Origin of the sequence: Sphingomonas rhamnosi, from assembly GCF_036663615.1 — a bacterium.
GTDB lineage: Bacteria > Pseudomonadota > Alphaproteobacteria > Sphingomonadales > Sphingomonadaceae > Sphingomonas.
Window position 1 is genome coordinate 56,703 of record NZ_JAXOJJ010000006.1, and the last position, 16,459, is coordinate 73,161.

A 16,459-nucleotide genomic window follows, 5' to 3' on the forward strand; every position below is an offset into this window, starting at 1 on the left:
TGTTATCCTTCCTTGGAATCTTCAGGCCGACGCGCTTTGGTCGGCGATGCGTGCCAGGCTTTCCTCGCGCCCGAGCAGATCGAGCACATCGAAGATGCCCGGCGACGTCTTGCGTCCCGTGAGCGCGGCGCGAAGCGGCTGTGCGACCTGGCCGAGCTTGACGCCCCGCTCCTCGGCCACACGCCGTACCGCGTCTTCGAGCGCCTCCGTATCCCAGTTGTGCACCGCGTCAAGGGCAGCGTGGAGATTGGACAGAAGCACTTTCGCTTCGTCGCTCAAAAGCCCCCGTGCACCGTCATCCATCGCGATCGGACGCACGGAAAACAGGAATCCGGCACCGTCGGCGAGCTCGTTCAGATTCGCCGCGCGGGGCTTCAGGGACGGCATTGCGCGGGTGAGCAGCGCCAGACCGCCGTCCGGAAGCGTATGGCCGAGTCGGTCGGCGACCAATGCCGCCAGACGCGCGTCGTCCGCTTCGCGGATGTAATGACCGTTGAGATTTTCGAGCTTCTTCAGGTCGAACCGCGACGGGCTCTTGCCGACATGTGCCAAATCGAACCATTCGACCGCCTGGGTGCGGCTGATGATCTCGTCGTCGCCATGCCCCCAACCCAGCCGGAGCAGATAATTGTCGAACGCTTCGGGCAGGATGCCCATCTCGTCGCGATACGCCTCGATCCCGACCGCGCCGTGACGCTTCGACAGCTTGGCGCCGTCGGGGCCGTGGATCAGCGGGATGTGCGCGTACACCGGCTCGGGCCAGCCCATCGCGCGGTAGATCGGCAGTTGGCGGAACGCGTTGTTGAGGTGATCGTCGCCGCGGATGACGTGCGTCACGCCCATGTCGTGGTCGTCCACCACCACAGCGAGCATATAGGTCGGCGTGCCGTCCGACCGGAGCAGGATCATGTCGTCGATCTCGGCATTCTGCACCGTGACCGAGCCCTGGACTTGGTCCTGGATCGTCACCGCTCCTTCGAGCGGCGCGCGCAGGCGGACGACGTGCGAACGGTCGGGCGCTTCGCTGGCCGGGCGGTCGCGCCACGGGCTGCGGATGCGCAACGGCTTTTTTGCCGCCTGCGCCTCGGCGCGCATCTCGGCGATCTCGTCGTTGGTCATGTAGCAGCGATAGGCGTGGCCGCTGGCGACCATCTCGTGGGCGACGTGGGCGTGCCGCTCGGCGCGCGCGAACTGCATCACCGCGTCGCCGTCCCAGTCGAGGCCGAGCCAGCGCATGCCGTCCAGGATCGCGTCGATCGCAGGCTGAGTCGAGCGGACGCGATCGGTGTCCTCGATGCGCAGCAGAAACGTGCCGCCGTTCGCCTTGGCATAGAGCCAGTTGAACAGCGCGGTGCGTGCACCGCCGAGATGGAGAAACCCCGTCGGCGACGGGGCGAAACGGGTAACCACGGATGCAGGCGACGCTGCATGCGTTTCAGATGTTGCGCCCAATCGCGGGTGCTCCCAGACTGTAAGAACGATGGCGAATACCGCCGTCGCCGCCCCTAGCATGGCCCTAGTGCGGCGACAAATGGGCGTGCCGCGATGGGCGGCGGAGCGCGGTCGTGCGATCGAGCGCTGGCTGGAGGCGGAGCGCGACCAGCTCGTGCTGTGGCTGCCGGTGGCGCTGGGGGCGGGGATCGCGCTGTGGTTCGTGCTGCCGGACCCGGTGGCGTGGCGGGTGGCGATGCTTGCGCTGGGGGCGGTGGGGCTGGCGGGGCTCGCGGTCGGGCGCGGTGGGCGCGCGGCGCGGGCGGTTGCGGTGGGCGCGCTGACCGCGGCGCTGGGGTTGGCGCTGGTCTGGGCGCGGTCGGACCGGGTTGCGGCGCCGGTGCTCGCGCGGACGATGGTCGCGACGTTCGCGGCCCGCGTCGAACGGGTCGAGCCGCTCGCAGCGCGGGACCTCGTCCGCCTGACGCTGGCGCCGAGCGGATCGGCGACCGATACGCGGGGCGATGCGATCACGCTGCCGCCGCTGCTGCGCGTGAACCTGGCGGAGGCCGATGTGCCGCGCGGGCTCGGTGAGGGTGCGGTCATTCGGTTGCGTGCGCGGTTGATGCCGCCGCCGTTGCCGGCGGTGCCCGGCGCCTATGACTTCGCCCGTGTCGCGTGGTTTGCAGGGATCGGCGCGACGGGTCGCGGGTTCGCTCCCGTCACGGTAACGACCGCCGCGGAGAAGGGCTCGGGGCTACGCGGTCGGTTGTCGACGCATATCACCGACAGGCTCGACGGCAGCGCGGGCGGGATCGCTGCGGCGCTCGCGACCGGCGACGTCGGCGCGATCGGCGAAGACGATTCGGAAGCGATGCGGCGCGCGGGGTTGGCGCATCTGCTGTCGGTCAGCGGGCTGCACATCACCGCGGCGGTGGCGGCGACAATGCTGGTCGTGATGCGGCTGCTCGCGCTTAGCCCTTGGCTGGCGCTGCGTGTTCGCTTGCCGCTGGTGGCCGCGGTGGCGGGCGCTGCTGCGGCGATCGGCTATACGCTGCTCACCGGCAGCCAGGTGCCGACGATCCGCAGTTGTGTGGCGGCGTTGCTGGTGCTGCTTGCGCTGGCGATTGGTCGCGAGGCGGTGACGTTGCGTGCGCTGGCGGCGGGCGCGGTGATTGTGCTGGTCGCGTTGCCAGAGGCACTGGCGGGGCCGAGCTTCCAGCTGTCGTTTGCGGCGATCGCGGCGATCGTCGCGCTGCACGAGCATCCGCGGATCAAGGCGGTGTTCGGACCGCATGAGGAGGGGGCCGTACGCCGGTTGATGCGCGGCGTGGCGTCGCTGTTGCTGACCGGGATCGTCGTCGAGGCCGCGCTGATGCCGATCGCGGTGTATCATTTCCACAAGGCCGGGCTGTACGGAGCGGCCGCGAATATCGTGGCGATCCCGCTGACCACCTTTGTCGTGATGCCGCTCGAGGCGCTGGCGTTGGTGCTGGACGCGGCAGGACTTGGTGCACCGGTGTGGTGGCTGGTGCAGCACACGCTTGACCTCCTGCTGTGGATTGCTCGGACGGTCGCGGCGGCGCCGGGAGCGGTGCGGGCACTGCCGGCGATGCCGGAGGGAGCCTATGCGGCGATGATCGGCGGGGGGCTGTGGATCGCGTTGTGGCGGACCAAGTGGCGGCGGCTCGGCGTGCTGCCGGTGCTGTTCGGGGCGAGCTGGGCGTTAGCCACGCCGGCGCCTGACCTGCTGGTGACCGGGGATGGACGGCATGTCGCGGTGCGGACTGCCGCGGGTCTGGCGCTGTTGCGGGACCGGGCGGGGGATTATGTTCGTGATACGCTCGCCGAGAATGGTGGGCTGGACGGCGAGCCGTTGCTGTTGGCGGACCAGCCCGATGCGCGGTGCAGTCGGGATTTGTGCATGACCGACATCCCGGCGGGGGGACGGCGGTGGCGGATCCTGGCGACACGGAGCGTATATCTGGTGCCGTCGGCCGAGTTGATCGCAGCGTGTCGGGGGGCGGATATCGTTGTCAGCGAACGCGCCTTGCCGAGGCGGTGTTCGCCGCGGTGGTTGCGGCTGGACCGGGGGATGCTGCGGCGGACGGGTGGGGTGGCGGTGACGTTGGGCACGGGTCGGGTGACGACGGTTTTGGAGGCCGGAGATCGGCACCCGTGGCGGGATGTGTCGCCGGCGGTGCCGTCGGTACTCCGAACTCCCGCTTTGGCGGGAGAACCGGGCACTCGCCGCCATCTTCAATCGTAGCGGCGGAGGATGCCCGACAATTTGCCCTGTACGCGGACCTGCGCGGGCGAATAGCGTTGTGGGTCGTAGGCGCGGTTGGCGGGGTCGAGGCGGACCATCGCGCCTTCGCGGCGGAAATATTTCAGCGTGGCCTCGCTCTCTTCGATCAGCGCGACGACGATCTCGCCGTCGCGGGCGGTCTCGGTACGGCGGATCAACGCATAGTCGCCGTCGAGGATGCCCGCTTCGACCATCGAATCCCCGGAGACTTCGAGCGCATAATGTTCGCCGGAACCGAGCAACGCGGCGGGGACGGCTAGCATGGACGAGCCCTCGAACGCCTCGATCGGCACACCGGCGGCGATGCGACCGTGGAGCGGGATCTCGATGACGTCGTTGGCCGGTTGCGGCGCGGACTTGATGTTCGCGGGGGCGGGGGGTGCACTTTCCACCACCTTCTTTTCCGCGCGCTCAGGCATGCGCAGCACTTCCAGCGCGCGGGCGCGGTTGGGGAGGCGACGGATGAAGTTGCGTTCCTCCAGTGCACTGATCAGCCGGTGGACGCCCGACTTGGACTTGAGGTCGAGCGCGTCCTTCATCTCCTCGAACGACGGCGACACGCCGGTATCCTCGAGGCGATCGTTGATGAAGCAGACGAGCTCGTGCTGTTTACGCGTGAGCATGGCAATCCTCCGTCCGGAACAGACAAGGAACTTCTACGGAACAAAGTTAACGGCGTCAAGCGATCACTAGGATTTCCGCCGAGTCGCCCGCGACGGCGGCGGGGGCGTTGCCGGGGCGGACAATCAGGCAGGTCGACCGCGCAAGCGTGAGCAGCATCGAGCTGTCCTGGATCGTCGAGGCATAGGCGCGGCCGTCGCGGAGCTCGGCGCGCAGATAGTCGGTGCGCGCGTTGTTGGCGGGGATATCCTCGCCGAGTAGCGCGTGGGTAGTCTGCGGCAAGGGATCGCGGGCGCCGGCCATGTGCGCGACGACCGGGCGGACGAACAGCGTCGCGGTGACGAACGCCGAGACCGGGTTGCCGGGCAGGCTAAGTACGGTCGCATCGCCGAGCCGGCCTGCCATCATCGGCTTGCCCGGGCGCAACGCGATCCGCCAGAAATCGATCGTGCCGCCGGCGGCCTCGATCGCCGGGCGGACGAGATCGTGGTCGCCGACCGACGCGCCCCCGGTGGTGACGAGCAGGTCGCACGCGGCGCCGGCGAACGCGTCGCGCAGCGCCTCCAGCCGATCGGGCAGGATGCCGAGATCGACAATGTCGACGGGCAGGTCGGCGAGCATCGCGGCGAGCATGATGCCGTTGGATTCGGGCAGCGCGGTGGCGTCGGTGGTCGATCCGGGCGGCACGAGTTCGTCGCCGGTCGCGGCGACGGCGACGCGGACGCGGCGGTTGACGCACAGCGTGCCGTGGCCACCGGTCGCGGCGACCGCGATGCGGGCGGGGGTCAGGCGGTCACCCTTGGCGATCAAACGGTCGCCTGTGGTGAAGTCGAGGCCCTTGCGGCGGGTGTTGCGGCCGTGGCGTGGTGGGCCTTCGCCGGACAGGGCCAGCGCTGCGCCGTCGCGCGCGGCCTCCTCCTGGATCAGCACGGTGTCGGTGCCCGCGGGCATCGCGGCACCGGTGAAGATGCGGACCGCCTCGCCGGCCTGCGCCGCGCCGTCGAACGGGCGGCCGGCGGCGCTTTCGCCGATCACCGTCCAGGGGCCGGGCATGTCGGCGAAGCGGATCGCATAGCCGTCCATCGCGGAGAGATCGACAGCCGGCTGGGTCCGGACGGCGAGGATGTCCTCTGCGGCCCAGCGGCCAGCGGCGTCGCGCAACGGAACGGCTTCGGCGCCGACCCGAGTCGCGATCGCGAACAGGCGCGATTGGGCTTCGGCGACGGGGAGGAGGGCGGTCATTTGGGGTCTGTTCCGGCGCGAATGTTGTCAATGTTGAGGCGGTAGACGGTTTTTGCGGGCCGAATGTTGAGACCGTCGCTGCGCGTGCGGGGATTTTCCGCGCGAATGTTGAGAGCGCGTGGGGCGGATCGGGTTCGGGGAAGGGCGGCGCAGCACGTCATACCGTCAGGGCTGACATATTCGGACCGTGTAGGACAGCGCGGAGTACGGGCATGATTGAACATTCGTCATCCCGGACTTGATCCGGGGTCCAGGGTTGCGGACGGTCGCGCTTGTGGCCATGGATCCTGACTTTCGTCACGATGACGGGGTGGGGGGCGCCTTTCAGGTAGCACTTCCCCGGCGAAGGCCGGGGCTCAGTTGGGCAACGGCGGTGACGAAGGGCGGCGCTCCGTTACTACAGCCTTCCCAACTGGGCACCGGCCTTCGCCGGGGAACGGTTGTGGACCCTCAGGCGGTCCAGTCGCCCGATTTGCCGCCGCGTTTGGAGAGGAGGCGGATGTCGCTGAGGATCATGCCCTTATCGATCGCCTTGGCCATGTCGTAGATCGTCAGCAGCGTGACCGAGACCGCGGTCAGGGCTTCCATCTCGACGCCGGTCTTGCCGTCGGTGGCGGTGGTCGCGGTGGCGGTGACGCCGGTGTCGTCGACCGCGAGCGCGATGTCGACCGAGGTGAGCGGCAGCGGGTGGCACAGCGGGATCAGGTCGCTGGTGCGTTTGGCGGCCATGATGCCGGCGACGCGCGCAACGGCGAGCACGTCGCCCTTCTTGGCGGTGCCGGTCGCGATCGCAGCCGCCGCCTCGGGCGACATGGTGATGCGGCCGCTGGCAACGCCGATACGAGTCGTGACCGCCTTTCCGCCGACATCGACCATCCGCGCGGCGCCCTCGGCATCGATATGCGTGAGGCCGGTCATCCGACGATCGCGCGGGTGGCGGCTTCGATATCGTCTTGCCGCATCAACGCTTCGCCAATGAGGAAGCAATGGACGCCCTTTTCGGCGAGCGCATCGAGATCGGCCCGCGTCGTCAGGCCGCTCTCGGCGACGAAGGTGCAGTCCTTCGGCGCAAGCGCGACGAGGTCGAAGGTCCGACGGAAATCGACCGAAAAGTCGCGAAGGTCGCGGTTGTTGACGCCGATCAGGCGGCTTTTCAGCTTCAACGCGCGTTCGAGTTCGTGGGCGTCGTGGATTTCGACGAGCACGTCCATGCCGCATTCGATCGCCGAGGCCTCGATCTCCGCCATCTGCGCGTCGGCCAGCGCGGCGACGATCAACAGGATCGCATCGGCGCCGAGGCTGCGCGATTCGGGCGCCTGCCACGGGTCGACCATGAAGTCTTTCCGCAGCACCGGGATCGACACCGCGTTGCGCGCGGCGGTCAGGTAGGAATCGGCGCCCTGGAACCAGCGTTCGTCGGTGAGCACCGACAGGCACGCGGCGCCGCCGGCCTCGTACGCACGGGCGTGCGCGGGGGGATCGAAATCGGCGCGGATCAGGCCCTTGGACGGGCTCGCCTTCTTGACCTCGGCGATCAGCGCGTGGCCGGGTTTGGCGTCCAGTGCGGCGCGGAACCCGCGGGGTTTGGTCTCGCGCGCGATGCCGGCGTCGATATCGGCGAGGCTGATCGTTGCCTTGCGCGCGGCGACGTCGGCGCGCTTGGTTTCGAGGATGCGGTCGAGCATGGTCATTTAGTAGGCGATCCAACGGGTTAGCAGCGCTTCGGCGCGGCGTTCGTCCAGGGCTTCGGCGGCGCGGGCGGCGCCTTCGGTGAGGGTCGTCACGGTGCCCGTCACCATCAGGGCGGCGGCGGCGTTGAGCAGCACGGCGTCGCGGTACGCGCCGGGTTCGCCGTTGAGCAGCGCGAGCAGCGCGGCGGCGTTGTGCTGGGCATCGCCGCCGCGGATTGCTTCGATCGGGTGGCGTGGCAGGCCGGCATCTTCGGGCGTGACCCGCGCGGGCAGGTCGACGGCGCCGATGCTGGCGACGATGCTAGGGCCGGCGCCCGACAGCTCGTCGAGCCCTTCTTCACCGGCGATGACGATCGCGGCTTGGGTGCCGAGCTGTTCGAGCGCCGCGGCATAAAGCGGGACATAGTCGGGTCGGGCGATGCCGATCAGCTGCCGCGTGACTCCGGCGGGGTTGGCGAGCGGGCCCATCAGGTTGAAGATCGTGCGGCGGCCGATGCGTTTGCGGATCGGCGCGATGCGGCGCATCGCCGGATGGTGGTTCGCCGCGAACAGGAAGGCAATGCCGATATCGGCGAGGCTCGCCTCCGCGGTGGCGCCGGCGCGGTCCATGTCGAGGCCGAGCGCCTCGAGCGTGTCGGCAGCGCCGGATTTGCTGGAGGCGGCGCGGTTGCCGTGCTTGGCGACGGGGATGCCGCACGCGGCGACGACCAGCGAGACCGCGGTCGAGACGTTGAGCGTGTGGTGGCCGTCGCCGCCTGTGCCGCAGACGTCGATCGCCGCGGCGGTCGCGGCGATCGGGATCATGCGGTCGCGGAGCGCGCGTGCGGCTTCGGCGATCTCGATGCTGGTCTCGCCGCGGTCGGAGAGCGCGGTGAGGAAGGTGGCGATCGCGTCGTCGCTGGCGCGTCCGTCGAGGATGTCGGCGAAGGCCTGGCGCGCGGACTCGCGCGCGAGGGGGGTGGAGGGGTCGGGGAGGAGGGTGAGGGTGGTCATTCTGTCACCGTCCGTTCCCCCGCGAAGGCGGGGGTCCAGGAGTCACGGGCGACACCTTGCGCAACCCTGGGCTCCCGCTTTCGCGGGAGAACGGCGCGGTTGGGGCTCACGCCTCTACCTCGCGCGTCGTCACCGGCACGCCTGCGATCTTCAGGAAGTTCGCCAGCATCGCGTGGCCGTGTTCGGTGGCGATGCTCTCGGGGTGGAACTGGACGCCGTGGATCGGGAGGGTCGCATGGCGGAAGCCCATCACGGTGCCGTCCTGCGCGGTCGCGTTGACGACGAGCGTGTCGGGCACCGCGTTGACGATCAGCGAATGATAGCGGGTCGCCTGGAACGGCGAGGGCAGGCCGGCATAGAGCCCGGTGTCGTCGTGCAGCACCGGCGAGGTCTTGCCGTGCATCAGCCCGCCGCGTTCGACCAGGCCGCCGAAATGCTGGCCGATCGCCTGGTGACCCAAACACACGCCGAGCAGCGGGCGGCCCGCATCGGCAGCGGCGGCGACGAGGTCGAGGCTGACGCCCGCCTCGTTGGGGGTGCAGGGGCCGGGCGAGATCAGGAACGCGTCGGCGCCCGACGACAGCGCTTGGCCCGCGGAGATTGCATCGTTGCGGACGACTTCGACCTCGGCGCCGAGTTCCATCAGATAATGGACCAGGTTCCAGGTGAAGCTGTCGTAATTGTCGATGACGAGGATCATCGCGCTGCCATAGCCGATGGCGGTGATCGTGCAATGATATTGCCCCGCGGGCGTCATGCATTCAGGGTGGAGCAATGCGGTGCAGTGGACGTTGTTCGGCCAAAGGAGTGCCCTGATGTTCCGTACCGTTATCCTCGCTGCGCTTGTTACCCTGCCCGGGCTCGCGTCGGCGCAAACCCGCGCGCCCGCCCCGACCCCGACCGCAACCACCACGCAGGCCGACGCTGCGCAGGCGAGCCAGCCGCCGCAGCGGATCCGCAACGTCACGCTGGGCGCGGGGCAGGCGTGCCCGAAGAGCGCCGGCGACGAGATCGTCGTTTGCCAGACGCTCGAGCAGCCGTATCGCATTCCGAAGTCGTTGCGCGACGACAAGCCGATCGCGGCGCAGAACCAGAGCTGGGTCAATCGCGCGGCGTCGCTCGACGAGCTCGGGCGGGTGGCCGGCGGGTTGCCGGATACGTGTTCGGCGGTCGGGACTGGTGGGCAGTCGGGGTGCTCGCTGCAGCGGGCTAAGGCCTATTCGGCGGAGCGTCGGGCGAATGCGTCGGAGACGACCGCGCCCTGAGGGTCAGTCCGTCAGCCCAGCGCAGGCTGGGGTCTCCCGTTGTTGGCTGTGCGCTTGCCGCTGCAGATCCCAGCCTTCGCTGGGATGACGAGGGTGGCCTCGACCACCACCGCCGTCATCCCGGACTTGATCCGGGATCCAGAGTTACGGGCGGTGGTGTTTGGGGCTCTGGATCCTGACTTTCGTCAGGATGACGGCGTTTAGGGCGCTTACTGCCCGAAGCCCGCCGCGCCAGCCCTCGTCACCGCTTCGCGGGCGGCGGCGAGGATCGCGCCGGCCTTGGCCTCGCATTCCCGCTGCTCATATTCGGGCACGCTGTCGGCGACGATGCCGGCGCCGGCCTGGACGTGGATGGTGCCGTCCTTGACCACCGCGGTGCGGAGCACGATGCACGAATCCATCGACCCGTCGGGCGAGAAATAACCGACGCCGCCGGCATAGGCGCCGCGGCGTTCGGTCTCGAGTTCGGCGATCACCTGGCATGCGCGCACCTTGGGTGCGCCGCTGACGGTGCCTGCCGGGAAGCCGGCGAACAGCGCGTCGAGTGCGTCCTTGTCGGGCGACAGGCGGCCGACCACGTTCGAGACGATGTGCATGACGTGGCTGTAGAATTCGACGCCGTAGCTGGCGGTGACCTTGACCGAGCCGGGCGCCGAGGCGCGGCCGACATCGTTGCGGCCGAGATCGAGCAGCATCAGATGCTCGGCGCGCTCCTTGGGATCGGCGAGCAGGCTGACGCGGTTCGCCTCGTCCTCCGCCGGCGTCTTTCCGCGCGGGCGGGTACCGGCGATCGGGCGGATCGTCACCTCGTCGTCGCGGACGCGGACGAGGATCTCGGGGCTCGAGCCGATCAGCGCGAAGCCGGGCAGATCGAGGTGGTAGAGGAACGGCGACGGGTTGATCCGGCGCAGCGAGCGGTAGAGCTCGAACGGCGGCAGCGCGAACGGTGTGCTGAAGCGCTGCGCGAGCACGACCTGGAAGATGTCGCCGGCGAGGATATAGTCCTTTGCGCGCGCCACCATCTCGCCGTAGCGGCCAGGGGGTAGCGCGGGGGTGTAGGTGGGCTCGGCGACCTGGGCGCGGACCGGTTGCGGCACCGGCGTTCCGGCAAGCTTGGCGGCGACCGCATCGAGGCGGTCCTCGGCGGCGCGGACCAGCGTTTTCGGGTCACCGCCCGGCCAGGCGGGGGCGACGAGGTAGAGCGCGTCGGTCAGGCGATCGAAGACCAGGACCACCGTCGGGCGCACGAAGATCATGTCGGGCAGGCCGAGCGGGTCGGCCTCGGGCTGCGGCAGCGTCTCGACCAGCCCGATCGTCTCATAGCCGAAATAGCCGACCAGGCAGGCGAGCGCGCGGGGGAGTTCGGGCGGTACCTCGGCACGGCATTCGGCGACCAGCGCACGTAATGCGTCGAGCGTGGGTTTGGCGCACGGTTCGAACGCGTCGCGGTCGGTCGCCCAGCGGCGGTTGGTTTCCGCCTGTTGGCCGTGCGCGCGGAACAGCAGGTCGGGGGCGAGCCCGATCAGACTGTGGCGCCCGCGGATCTCGCCGCCCTCGACCGATTCGAGCAGGAAGTCGCCGCGGCCCGGTTCGATCAGTTTGAGCGCGGCGGCGACCGGGGTCTCGGTGTCCGCGACCTGCCGCCGCCAGATGAGCGCGGGGCGACCGGCGGCGAGCGCCGCGACCGCTGCCGCCGTCGATGCGTCAGTTATTGGAGCTACCCCCGCTGACCAGTTCGGCCTTCACGCGGGCGATCGCAGCGGCGTCGGTCTTGACGCCGACATCGGCGCGGACCGCCCTGGCGAACTGCTCGCTATATTCGCGACCCAGACCGCGGCCGATGCCGGCGCGGGCGGCGTTGATCGCGGCCGGGGTGCGCGACGCGTCGCCGCGCTCGATCTTGTCGAGCTTGACGACGAACCAGCCGCTGTTGTCGGGCGCGGCGAGCGTCTTGGCGGTGTTCGGCGCCATCGCGAACATCAGCGCGAGCGCGGGCGGGGCGCCCTGTGGGTTGTTGCTGATCTGCGCGCGGGTCGGGCTGAGCGATTGTGGCGCGGGAAGTTTCAGCCCGGTTGCGCCGAGCGACTGCGCCAGCGGCATGCCCTTGTTGATGCGCGCGAGCACCTCGCCGGCGACACGGCGCGCGGCCAGGCGGCTGCGGTCGGCGTTGACGTCGCTCAGCACCGCGTCGCGGACCTGCGCCAGCGGCCGCGGTGCGGCGGCGACGACGCGGGCGAGCCCGACGACGGCGAAGCTGCCGTCCTTGCCGGTCTGCACCATCTGCGGCGCGTCGCCTTCGCTGGCCTGGAACGCGGCGTTTACGAGCGGGGCGAGCGCGGGGTTGGGTTGGCTGGCGGGTGCGTCGGGGTTGGCGCCGCTCGCGGTGAGCGCAGCGGTGGTCTGCGCCTGAAGCTTCTGGTCAGTGACGATCTCGTCGAAGGTCGCGTTCTTGGCGAGCGCGTCGTCGATCTTGTCATGGACGTCGCTGAGCGCGGCGGCCGATTTCTGCGCGGCAAGCGCGGTGGTGATCTCGGCGCGGACCTGATCGAGCGTGCGCGCGGCAACCTGATCGATCGAATCGACCTTGGCGACGGTCCAGCCCAGCGGCCCGCGGACGGGCCCGACGACCGCACCCTTGGCGGCCGCGAACAGCGTGTCGGCGAGCGCGGACGAGGTTGCGTTGGCATAGGCGGTCTTGTCGACGCCGGTCTGCACCGATGCCTCGAGCCCGGCGGCGCGCGCGGCGTCGGTCAGCGATGTGCCGGCCTTCGCCTTCGCGGCGATCGCGTTGGCGCCGGCCTGGTCCGAGACCACGACCTGTGTGATCGTGCGCTTTTCGGTCGCGGCGTATTTGGCGCGATCCTGCTGATAGCGCTGCGCGATTTCGGCGTCGGTCGGCACGGCGCGCGCCTTGACCATGTCGGGCGTGATCACCGCGTAGCGGACGACGCGGCGCTCGGGCACGGTGTAGCGTGCGACGTTGCGGTTGTAGAAAGTGGCCAGGTCGGCGTCGCTCGGCGCGGCACCGGCAGGGACGGCGGCGGTCGGGATGAAGCCGATCGACCCGGCGCGCTTTTCGAGCAGCAGCGAGGCGTAGGGGAGGGCGAGCTGTGCGGGCATCTGGGTCGCACCGTTGGTCGGCAGGATCAGTTGCTGGGTCAGCGTGTCGCGGATGATGTCGCCGCGGATCTGCGCGTCGGTCAGCTTGCGCTCCGAGAGCACGCGCCGATAGAGGTTTTCGTCGAACTTGCCGGTCGGACCCTGCAGCGCCGGGATGCTGGCGATCTGCCCGTCGACCGCGCGCTTGCTGATCACCATGCCCTGGTTCTTCGCGAACTGTTCGAGCGCGAGCGACGAGATGATCCGCTCCATCGTTCCCTCGAACCCGCCCTGCGAGACGTAGGTGGCCATGTCGAGGGTCGGCTGCTGCTGGCGATAGCCTTCAAGCTCGGTCTGGACGCGGCTCTTGACCTCGTTCTCGGTCACTTCGGCCTTGCCGACCTTGGCGACGTCGTTCGCCGCGATGCTGCCGCCCGTCGATCCGATGCCCGTCACGTCGCCGGCCGCGAACGCGATCGCGATGATACCGAGCACCAGGAAGGTGATGATGATGCCGCCCCGGGATTTGGTGAGGCGGCGAAAGAATGCGAGCATGAAGAGCCGATCGACTGGATGGAACGGCCACGCTTTACGGGGAGCATTGCCGCGCTTCAAGCTTGTGCCGTGCGGGCGCTGCGCTATCGACCGTGGAAACGATAGGGAGATGGCGATGCGGCGCAAGATGGTGGCGGGAAACTGGAAGATGCACGGCAGCCGCGCCGCGCTCGCCGAACTCGACGCGATCGAGGCGGCCGCGGTCGCCGCGCCCGGCGTCGATGTCGCGGTCGCGCTGCCGTTCACGCTGATCACCGCCGCCGCCGAGCGCGTTCCGGCGCTGGCGATCGGCGCCGAGGACGTGCACGAGGCGGATAGCGGTCCGCACACCGGCTGTGTCTCCGCGGCGATGGTCAAGGAGGCGGGCGCGCGCTTCACGATCGTCGGGCACAGCGAACGCCGTGCCGACCAGCACGAGACCAGCCACGATGCCTGGGCCAAAGCCGCGGCGGCGCATCGCCAGGGACTGAACGTGATCCTGTGCTGCGGCGAGACCGAGGCCGAGCGCGACGCCGACCGCGCCGAACGCGTCGTCCAGGCGCAGATCGAGAAATCGGTACCCGACAACGCGCACGGCGACTGGTTCACGCTCGCCTATGAACCGCGCTGGGCGATCGGTACCGGACGCACGCCGACGCTGGAAGAGATCGCATCGATCCACGCGATCGCGCGCGCGAAAATGAAGGCGTTGATCGGCGACGCGGCGGCGGGTGTGCGGATCCTGTATGGTGGATCGGTGACCGGCGACAATGCCGCGGCGATCCTGGCGACCGAGAATGTCGACGGCGCGCTGGTCGGCGGTGCCAGCCTGACGGCTGCGAAGTTCGTGCCGATCATCGCCGCCGCGGCCGCGATCTGAACCTGGATTAAGTCGCGGTAAAGCCATCTGTCTTACCGTGGTCGGGCCGATTCGGACGGCGGAACGTTGACCTTCGTATGCGGCAATGATGGAGGCGTGATGGCCCGGTGGACTCAGACATGCGTTGCGCTGTGCGTGGGCGTATCAGCGATGACGGCGGCGAGCCCCGCTTGCGCCGAAACGGCGCGGGAATTGCTGACCCGCGCGAGCTTCCTCGATCGCGACCGCGCCGTCGCGCTGACCCACGTCAACAAGGCGAGCGCGGTTGCCGGGGCGACGCTGGCGCATGCGCCGGAGGATCAGGAGGCGGCGTTGATGCAGGCGATGGCGGTCGGCTATCGTGCCAAGTTGACGGGTAGCCGGACCGAGGCGATCGCCGCCCGCAAACAATATGAGTCACTGGTCGCGCGCTTCCCGCGCAACCCCGAAGCACAGGCGGCGCTGGGGGCTTGGCATGTCGGCGTGATCGTCAAGCTCGGGCGTTTCATGGGGCGCGCGGCGGCCGGCGCGCAGAAGCCGCTGGGCTATGCCGCGCTCGACCGGGCGGTGGCGCTTGGCGGCAACCGGGCGATGTTCTCTGGGTTAGCCGGACTGTTGCGCATCGAGCTTGATCCGGAGGACCCGCGTGGCCGCGCGCTGGTCGAGACCGCCAGCGCGGCGCCAGCGCCGACCGCGATCGACGGCTTCATCCGCCGGGCGGCCGCCGCCGTTCTGGTGCCGCTGCGCGCTGGGCACGTTAAGGAGGCGAAGCTGCTCGCCGATAAACTCCTGCCGTTCGGGCGGATCGCGACCTAGTTGTCCAAGCACCACCCCCGGCCTTCGCCGGGGTGGTATGGCGGTTTAGCCGTAGCGCTTGGCCAGCATCGCGAACGCCGCGCGGAGCGCATAGGCCTCGCCACCCTTGGGCCGTCCGGGTGTGCCCGTCGGACGCCAGGCGAACACGTCGAGATGCGCCCAGGGGATGTCGCGCCGCACGAATCGCCGCAGGAACAGCGCCGCGGTGATCGCGCCTGCAAAGCCGCCTTCGGGCGCGTTGACGAGGTCGGCGACATCCGATTTGAGCATCTCGTCATAACCGTCCCACAGCGGCAGGCGCCACATCGGGTCGTCTTCGGCAAGTCCGGCCGCGATCAGATCGGCCGCGAGCGAGTCGTCGTCGGTGAACAGCGGCGGCAGGTCGGGGCCCAAGGCGACGCGCGCTGCGCCGGTCAGCGTGGCGAAGTCGAGGATGAGTTCGGGGTTGCCCTCGACCGCCTTGGTCAGCGCGTCGCCGAGCACCAGTCGCCCCTCGGCATCGGTGTTGGTGTTCTCGACGGTCAGTCCGGCGCGCGTGGCGAGCACGTCGCCGGGGCGGAAGGCGTCGCCGGCGATCGCGTTCTCGACCGCGGGGATCAGCAAATGGAGGCGGACCGGAAGCCGCGCGTCCATGACCAGGCTCGCGAGCGCCACCGCATGCGCGGCGCCGCCCATGTCCTTCTTCATCAGGCGCATGCCCGCCGCGGGCTTTATGTCGAGCCCGCCCGAGTCGAAGCACACGCCCTTGCCGACCAGCGCGATCCGGGGGTGCGCGGGGTCGCCCCATTCGAGCTCGATCAGCCGCGGTGCGCGGTCGCGTGCGGCGGCAAGGCCGACCGCGTGGATCATCGGGTACCCTTGCGCCAGCGCGTCGCCGCGCGTCGTCGTCACGGTTGCGCCGTGGCGTTTGGCGAGCGATTCCGCTTCGGCCTCGAGTTCGGCGGGGCCGAGATCGGATGCGCCGGTGTTGACGAGGTCGCGGACCATCGCGGTGGCGGTCGCGACGCGCACGGCGTGGTCGATTTGCGCAACGTTGCGCGTCAGCAGAACGCGGGCGCCGGCCTCGTCGGCCTTGCGATAACGCTCGAACCGGTATTGCCCGAGCAGCCACCCGAGCAGCGGCGGTTCGGCATCCTGAAGCCGGTATATGCCCTCGGGCAGGGTCTCGGCGAGCTTCGCCAGCGCCCACGGACCGGCGCCGATCGCTGCGACCACGTGCCAGCCGTCCGCGGTGGCGAGGATCGCCGAAGTTCCGGGCTTGGCCGCGAAGCGCTGGCCGGCGACCGCGGCGCGGACCGCCGGCGGCTGCGCCAACAACCACCCGTCTAACGCGGCGGGATCGACGAGCGTGATCGCGGTCGCGGCTTGTCCGCGGTCGGGCTGGAGCAGAGTGGAGAAGTCGGTCATCGCGACGGCAGTCCGTCGGTGCGCTTGGATGTGGTGAGCATCGCCGGAACGAACCAGAAATGCGGTCTGCGCGCAACCGTGTGGGGCGCCGCGGAACCCCGGATCGGGGGCGTAACAAAATCTGCATGGATCGGAACAGGCTTGGCCGAACCACGTTGATTAGTCGGGTCGGGTGACGGCCAGTGTTAAAGGA

Annotated in this window: 14 protein-coding genes; 4 read left to right on the top strand and 10 right to left on the bottom strand. The window is 69.5% G+C overall.

Annotated features, from left to right (window positions below; translation table 11 throughout):
• Positions 1 to 21 precede the first annotated feature (21 nt).
• Entirely contained in the window at positions 22 to 1,452 is a 1,431-nt protein-coding gene (gene gltX / locus U1701_RS13585) for a glutamate--tRNA ligase (RefSeq protein ID WP_443026057.1), read from the bottom strand.
• Positions 1,453 to 1,510: 58 nt separating this feature from the next.
• On the opposite strand from gltX, the gene U1701_RS13590 reads away from it, so the two are divergent.
• Positions 1,511 to 3,700 (top strand): ComEC/Rec2 family competence protein, encoded by a 2,190-nt coding sequence (locus U1701_RS13590; RefSeq protein ID WP_443026062.1) that lies wholly within the window; start codon positions 1,511 to 1,513, stop codon positions 3,698 to 3,700.
• Here U1701_RS13590 and lexA read toward each other — a convergent pair.
• The 6 genes from lexA to U1701_RS13620 form a co-directional block, all read right to left on the bottom strand.
• On the bottom strand, positions 3,691 to 4,362 hold the full coding sequence (lexA, locus tag U1701_RS13595) for a transcriptional repressor LexA (RefSeq protein ID WP_332783108.1): 672 nt from the start codon (positions 4,360 to 4,362) through the stop codon (positions 3,691 to 3,693). The two genes, U1701_RS13590 and lexA, sit on opposite strands and share 10 nt — an antisense overlap.
• A 55-nt stretch (positions 4,363 to 4,417) precedes the next feature.
• Positions 4,418 to 5,602, bottom strand: coding sequence for a molybdopterin molybdotransferase MoeA (locus U1701_RS13600; protein WP_332783109.1), 1,185 nt, complete (start codon positions 5,600 to 5,602; stop codon positions 4,418 to 4,420).
• Positions 5,603 to 6,052: 450 nt separating this feature from the next.
• A complete protein-coding gene (moaC, locus tag U1701_RS13605; protein ID WP_332783110.1) occupies positions 6,053 to 6,520 on the bottom strand; it encodes a cyclic pyranopterin monophosphate synthase MoaC in 468 nt (155 codons plus the stop codon).
• On the bottom strand, positions 6,517 to 7,293 hold the full coding sequence (gene trpC / locus U1701_RS13610) for an indole-3-glycerol phosphate synthase TrpC (RefSeq protein ID WP_332783111.1): 777 nt from the start codon (positions 7,291 to 7,293) through the stop codon (positions 6,517 to 6,519). Before trpC ends, moaC begins: the two co-directional genes overlap by 4 nt.
• Positions 7,294 to 8,286 carry an anthranilate phosphoribosyltransferase gene (trpD, locus tag U1701_RS13615; RefSeq protein WP_332783112.1) on the bottom strand — a complete coding sequence of 331 codons (993 nt, stop codon included), beginning with the start codon at positions 8,284 to 8,286 and terminating at the stop codon, positions 7,294 to 7,296.
• A gap of 106 nt (positions 8,287 to 8,392) precedes the next feature.
• Positions 8,393 to 8,986 carry an anthranilate synthase component II gene (locus U1701_RS13620; RefSeq protein WP_332783279.1) on the bottom strand — a complete coding sequence of 198 codons (594 nt, stop codon included), beginning with the start codon at positions 8,984 to 8,986 and terminating at the stop codon, positions 8,393 to 8,395.
• A 115-nt stretch (positions 8,987 to 9,101) separates the two neighbouring features.
• Here U1701_RS13620 and U1701_RS13625 point away from each other — a divergent pair, with 115 nt between their 5' ends.
• On the top strand, positions 9,102 to 9,551 hold the full coding sequence (locus U1701_RS13625; protein ID WP_332783113.1) for a hypothetical protein: 450 nt from the start codon (positions 9,102 to 9,104) through the stop codon (positions 9,549 to 9,551).
• A gap of 209 nt (positions 9,552 to 9,760) precedes the next feature.
• Here the strand turns inward: U1701_RS13625 and trpE are convergent, their stop codons facing one another.
• On the bottom strand, positions 9,761 to 11,263 hold the full coding sequence (trpE, locus tag U1701_RS13630) for an anthranilate synthase component I (RefSeq protein WP_332783280.1): 1,503 nt from the start codon (positions 11,261 to 11,263) through the stop codon (positions 9,761 to 9,763).
• On the bottom strand, positions 11,256 to 13,205 hold the full coding sequence (locus U1701_RS13635; RefSeq protein ID WP_332783114.1) for a peptidylprolyl isomerase: 1,950 nt from the start codon (positions 13,203 to 13,205) through the stop codon (positions 11,256 to 11,258). Before U1701_RS13635 ends, trpE begins: the two co-directional genes overlap by 8 nt.
• A gap of 115 nt (positions 13,206 to 13,320) precedes the next feature.
• On the opposite strand from U1701_RS13635, the gene tpiA reads away from it, so the two are divergent.
• The gene (gene tpiA, locus U1701_RS13640; RefSeq protein WP_443026058.1) at positions 13,321 to 14,064 is read left to right on the top strand and encodes a triose-phosphate isomerase; all 744 of its coding nucleotides are present in this window, start codon (positions 13,321 to 13,323) and stop codon (positions 14,062 to 14,064) included.
• Between the two features lie 150 nt (positions 14,065 to 14,214).
• The gene (locus U1701_RS13645) at positions 14,215 to 14,859 is read left to right on the top strand and encodes a hypothetical protein (RefSeq protein ID WP_332783116.1); all 645 of its coding nucleotides are present in this window, start codon (positions 14,215 to 14,217) and stop codon (positions 14,857 to 14,859) included.
• Positions 14,860 to 14,904: 45 nt separating this feature from the next.
• Here the strand turns inward: U1701_RS13645 and U1701_RS13650 are convergent, their stop codons facing one another.
• Positions 14,905 to 16,266, bottom strand: coding sequence for a leucyl aminopeptidase family protein (locus U1701_RS13650; protein ID WP_332783117.1), 1,362 nt, complete (start codon positions 16,264 to 16,266; stop codon positions 14,905 to 14,907).
• Positions 16,267 to 16,459: the final 193 nt, after the last annotated feature.

What these genes read in the sequence shown, in the direction of transcription:
- U1701_RS13635 (WP_332783114.1), bottom strand. Translation starts at nt 13,205, where the DNA reads ATGCTCGCATTCTTTCGCCGCCTCACCAAATCCCGGGGCGGCATCATC.
- trpC (WP_332783111.1), bottom strand. Translation starts at nt 7,293, where the DNA reads ATGACCATGCTCGACCGCATCCTCGAAACCAAGCGCGCCGACGTCGCC.
- U1701_RS13650 (WP_332783117.1), bottom strand. Translation starts at nt 16,266, where the DNA reads ATGACCGACTTCTCCACTCTGCTCCAGCCCGACCGCGGACAAGCCGCG.
- trpD (WP_332783112.1), bottom strand. Translation starts at nt 8,286, where the DNA reads ATGACCACCCTCACCCTCCTCCCCGACCCCTCCACCCCCCTCGCGCGC.
- lexA (WP_332783108.1), bottom strand. Translation starts at nt 4,362, where the DNA reads ATGCTCACGCGTAAACAGCACGAGCTCGTCTGCTTCATCAACGATCGC.
- U1701_RS13590 (WP_443026062.1), top strand. Translation starts at nt 1,511, where the DNA reads ATGGCCCTAGTGCGGCGACAAATGGGCGTGCCGCGATGGGCGGCGGAG.
- tpiA (WP_443026058.1), top strand. Translation starts at nt 13,321, where the DNA reads ATGCGGCGCAAGATGGTGGCGGGAAACTGGAAGATGCACGGCAGCCGC.
- U1701_RS13600 (WP_332783109.1), bottom strand. Translation starts at nt 5,602, where the DNA reads ATGACCGCCCTCCTCCCCGTCGCCGAAGCCCAATCGCGCCTGTTCGCG.
- U1701_RS13620 (WP_332783279.1), bottom strand. Translation starts at nt 8,986, where the DNA reads ATGATCCTCGTCATCGACAATTACGACAGCTTCACCTGGAACCTGGTC.
- moaC (WP_332783110.1), bottom strand. Translation starts at nt 6,520, where the DNA reads ATGACCGGCCTCACGCATATCGATGCCGAGGGCGCCGCGCGGATGGTC.
- U1701_RS13625 (WP_332783113.1), top strand. Translation starts at nt 9,102, where the DNA reads ATGTTCCGTACCGTTATCCTCGCTGCGCTTGTTACCCTGCCCGGGCTC.
- U1701_RS13645 (WP_332783116.1), top strand. Translation starts at nt 14,215, where the DNA reads ATGACGGCGGCGAGCCCCGCTTGCGCCGAAACGGCGCGGGAATTGCTG.